The 3861-nt window shown below is 71.4% G+C and carries 6 protein-coding genes; 4 read left to right on the forward strand and 2 right to left on the reverse strand.

Going from position 1 to position 3861, the window contains the following annotated elements:
- A partial coding sequence (locus tag SACPADRAFT_RS30365) for a transposase (protein ID WP_007026830.1) occupies positions 1 to 271 on the reverse strand: 271 nt, incomplete at its 3' end.
- 254 nt (positions 272 to 525) lie between these two features.
- Between SACPADRAFT_RS30365 and SACPADRAFT_RS0206330 the strand changes: the two genes are divergently transcribed.
- Both SACPADRAFT_RS0206330 and SACPADRAFT_RS0206335 read left to right on the forward strand, forming a co-directional pair.
- Positions 526 to 1311 (forward strand): aminotransferase class IV family protein, encoded by a 786-nt coding sequence (locus tag SACPADRAFT_RS0206330; RefSeq protein WP_007026831.1) that lies wholly within the window; start codon positions 526 to 528, stop codon positions 1309 to 1311.
- 12 nt (positions 1312 to 1323) lie between these two features.
- Positions 1324 to 1683, forward strand: a complete 360-nt coding sequence (locus SACPADRAFT_RS0206335) for a hypothetical protein (RefSeq protein ID WP_007026832.1) — start codon at positions 1324 to 1326, stop codon at positions 1681 to 1683.
- Positions 1684 to 1689: 6 nt separating this feature from the next.
- On the opposite strand, the gene SACPADRAFT_RS0206340 is transcribed toward SACPADRAFT_RS0206335, so the two are convergent.
- Entirely contained in the window at positions 1690 to 3066 is a 1377-nt protein-coding gene (locus SACPADRAFT_RS0206340) for a helix-turn-helix transcriptional regulator (RefSeq protein WP_007026833.1), read from the reverse strand.
- Between the two features lie 171 nt (positions 3067 to 3237).
- Here SACPADRAFT_RS0206340 and SACPADRAFT_RS0206345 point away from each other — a divergent pair, with 171 nt between their 5' ends.
- Positions 3238 to 3438 (forward strand): HC3 family zinc finger protein, encoded by a 201-nt coding sequence (locus SACPADRAFT_RS0206345; protein ID WP_007026834.1) that lies wholly within the window; start codon positions 3238 to 3240, stop codon positions 3436 to 3438.
- A 31-nt stretch (positions 3439 to 3469) separates the two neighbouring features.
- Positions 3470 to 3799: a hypothetical protein gene (locus SACPADRAFT_RS0206350; protein ID WP_007026835.1), complete on the forward strand. Its 330-nt coding sequence runs from the start codon at positions 3470 to 3472 to the stop codon at positions 3797 to 3799.
- The last annotated feature ends 62 nt before the right edge of the window (positions 3800 to 3861 follow it).

The following is a 3861-nucleotide window of genomic DNA, read 5'->3' on the forward strand; positions in this document are numbered from 1 at the left end:
GCTTATACACAGTCGACCATGGTGGGAAATCCGCTGGCAGGGCCCGCCACTTGATCCCGTTGTCGACCACGTACAGGATCGCATCGACGAGCTCACGGCGGCAGTGCTTGGTTCGCCTACCGCCCCTGCCCGCCAGCCAGCCCGGGGCGGGCAACAACGGTTCGATCAGCGCCCATTGAGCGTCGGTGGTGTCCGACGGATAACGCCGTGACCGGGACGAAGGCTGATGCGTGGTGGCCAGCAAGCAGCACTGCCCACCCCGCGCGCGCATGATCGGCGCACTCGGGCACGATGGCACCCGGGACTCCTCGGTAGAACGGTTGACTAGACACCACCCGATCTACCAGGAGTCCCTCCTCATCTCCGCACCCACCCCACCACCAAGATCAGTTCGGGAACAGCCTCTAAGAGTGAGTTTTAGTTATACGTCGTCGAGGCGTCCCACCGTGCGATGCAGCCGTCCCCTCGTGCACCGCCGGACGCGAGCCGACAGCGACGACGAGCCACCGTGCCAGACTGACCGTCATGGCGGAGTTGAACGGGATCCCGGTCGGCGTGGCGGAGATGCAGGCGTTGGCGCTGACCAACTACGGGCACTTCACCACGATGCGGGTCGAAGGCGGCGGCGTGCGGGGCCTGTCGCGGCACCTCGACCGCCTGGTGCGGGACTGTCGCACGGTGTTCGACGCCGACCTCGACCCCGACCGGGTGCGTGACCTGGTGCGCCACGCGATCACCGGCCACACCGGGCCCGTCGCGGTCCGCGTGACGGTGTTCGACCCGGACCTGTCCGTCGCCAATCCCGCCGCCGAGGCCACACCCGATGTCCTGGTGACGACGCGGGCGGCGGCCGACGGGGACCAGCCGCCCCTGCGGCTGCGCTCCGCCGTCTACCGCCGAGACACCCCCGAGGTGAAACACGTCGGCCTGTACGGCGCGCTGCGGCTGCGCCGGGCCGCGCAACGCGACGGCGACGACGACGTGGTGTTTGCTTCCCCGGACGGGGCGGTCTCGGAGATCGCCACCTCGAACCTCGGCACGGTGCGCGATGGGCGCGTGGTGTGGCCGTCAGAGCCGCACCTGCCCGGGGTGACGATGCGGCTGCTCGACCAGGCATGGGGCCCCTCCGCCGTGCGCTACGAACCGGTGACGCTCGCCGACCTCGCCACAGCCGACGCGGTGTTCGCCACCAACGCCACCATCGGCGTCCGCGCGGTGGCAGGTATCGACGGCGTCGACTTGCCGCCGAATCATCCGGCGCTGCGGGAGCTGCGGGATCGCTACCGGCAGATCCCGTTCGAGACGGTGTGACCGGCTTTCCCGATGTCTGACGAGGGAGTGCTCGACCAGGCACGTCAACGGTTCCGGCGGCATGTCCTGGCCGAAGAGAAGACGATGTCCGACGCCCGGCCCGACGCCGACGAGGCCAACGCACACGTCGACGCGACCGACGCCCTGGTGCGGCAGTGGGCAGCCGACGGCACGGCCCCGACCGTCCTGCGCCCCCTGCTCGCGGACGAACACCCGGCGGTGCGGTGCGCCGCGGCCAGTTACCTGCTCTACCACGGTGCCGCGGAGGACGCGGAAGCCACTTCGGAGTCCTTGACCGCGACCTCGGGCATCGGTCTGATGCGGTCCCAGGCCAGGGCGGTACTGATGGCGTGGCGCAAGCAGTCTTGGTGACCGGACTCAGGCGGGCGTCGGGGTGAGCAGGGTGCGGGCGTCGGTGACGTAGGGTTTGCGCTGCTCGTCCGCCGGAACGGCGTCGAGGGTGTCCACGGCCGTGCGGTGGACGAGGCCGTCCGCGCGCTGCCAGTCGTCCAGGGCGTCCAGCGTCGCGGTCAGGTGGGCGACACCGTCCTCGACCTCGCCGGACTGGATCAGAGCTCGCGCCCGGTGGGTCTCGATCTGGGCAGGTCCCTGGAAGCTGTCGGGTGCGTAGAGCGGTAACACCGCATCCTGCGCCTCGAAGGCGCGATCCACCCGTCCGCCGAGGGAGTACACCTCGCTGCGCACGAAGTACAACTGCTGGCTCGTCCACCGCCACACACTCGTATTCTCACCCCGGTCCTGCTCCGGCAGGCGTTCATACAGCTCGGTGAGCCGGTCGACGGCTGCCCGGGCGTCGTCGTCCCGCCCGATCCGGGCCAGCGCCTGGGTGCGTGCCGACCAGCCGCTGAGCACCCCGGGCGACGGTTTCGACTCGCCCAGCGCGATCGCACGGTCGGCCAGGGTCAGCACGCGCTCCGGTGTGGCGTTGTAGAGCGACATAATGGCCTGTTTCCCGCCGATCCGTGCGGACAGCCGCGGGTCGCCCACGGTCGCGGCGGCCCGTCCGGCCGTGCGCCACCAGCGTTGCGCGGCCAGGTGTTCGCGCAGGAACACGAACGTGAACGCGGTCAGTGCCGCGAGTTGGGCGGCGGAGTGCACCAGGCGGGTGCGTGCCGGTTCATGCGCGGTGGCGATACGTTCGCGGAGGTCCGCGAAGTCGGCGGTGAGCGCGGGCCGGGTGCGCGACGGCGGCTGGAACTGGACCTGCCGGGCGTAGTCCGCGGCGACCTGCTCCCACTCGTCGGCGTCCCGGTCGGCCGCCGGGACGCCGAGCACCCCGTCGAGGCCGCGCCGGGCCTGCTCCAGGTTCTCCAGCATCGGGCCGCCGAGGGCGGCCGGGCCGAGCAACGCCAGCAGTGTTCGACGGTTCACGTCGTCCTCCTTCTCGGTGTCGGCGACAACGTCCGCGCCGGTCACGTCGGTGCCGTGGGCGCATCGCCGCGCGGTCTCGTCCTGGCGCAGCTCGTCCAGTTCGCGCCACCGAGCCTCGGCGGCGACGACCGTGTCGTACCGGGCGAGCAGGGCCCCGTCCGCGCGGTGGACGCGGTCGGCGGCCGCCCAGAACCGGCGGTCGGGGAACTGGCGGGCCTTCTCGATGTGCGCGATCGACGAGCGCGTGTAGCCGGTGCGGCGGCCGAGTTCGGTCTGGTTGATGCCGGTCGATTCCCGATACCCGGCCAGCGCCCGCCCGAGTTCGCGGCGAAGCTCGGCGAGCGGTTCCGGCAGGCGCGCCATGGTCCCCCCATGATCAACGGTGCGTGTTCGATCCCGTCTCCAGCGTAATCATCGTGGACGCCCTGTCCAGGGCATTCGGTGTGGGACCTCCCGCCCACACCTCCTCCACGCGGTCACGGACGGTGTTCGCTGCTCACCTAGCGCGATAGTTCCGACCGAATGGAGGCGCGGATGCAGCGGTACCTGTGGCAGCAGGCCGAGGGGCTGCGGCACGCCTATGACGCCCACCGCACCCGGCTCGACCTCGGCGTCACCTTCCCCACGCTGTGCGGGGCGGAGGTCACCACGAGCCGCGAGGACGTCGGCAAGTGGCTGCGCCCGACCTGCCCCACCTGCGACCGGGAGATCCGCACCCGGCTCGGCCCCGCGTGACCCGACACCGACACCGACGAGGAGACCGGGATTGGACCCGCATGCCGAACTCAGCCGAGGCCGGTGGCACGTACTCGACGAGGTCCTCGCCGAGGTCTGCGAGCGCACCTCGGGACGACTGGAGGATCTGCACGACCGCGCGGTGGGCATCCTCGAATCCGTCCGCCTCGACGACTGGCGCCGCGAACCCGACGCCGGATCGGTGGCCTCCGCTCTCCTGTGGACCCACGTGCGGCGGGTCATCGGCTCGCTCGTGCACCTGGAGGACGCCGCACCCGACGACGTCGACGCCATCCGGGCCACCGGGTGCGAGGTCCGGGCCCTGGCCGAGCACCTGTGCGCCTACCCGGCCCCGGGCTGAACCACCCACCGACGTACTGCCGCGCGTGCCGCGGTGGCCGTCCGCGCGCGACCTCGCCCGCG

It is taken from the genome of Saccharomonospora iraqiensis subsp. paurometabolica YIM 90007 (assembly GCF_000231035.2).
Lineage (GTDB): Bacteria > Actinomycetota > Actinomycetes > Mycobacteriales > Pseudonocardiaceae > Saccharomonospora > Saccharomonospora paurometabolica.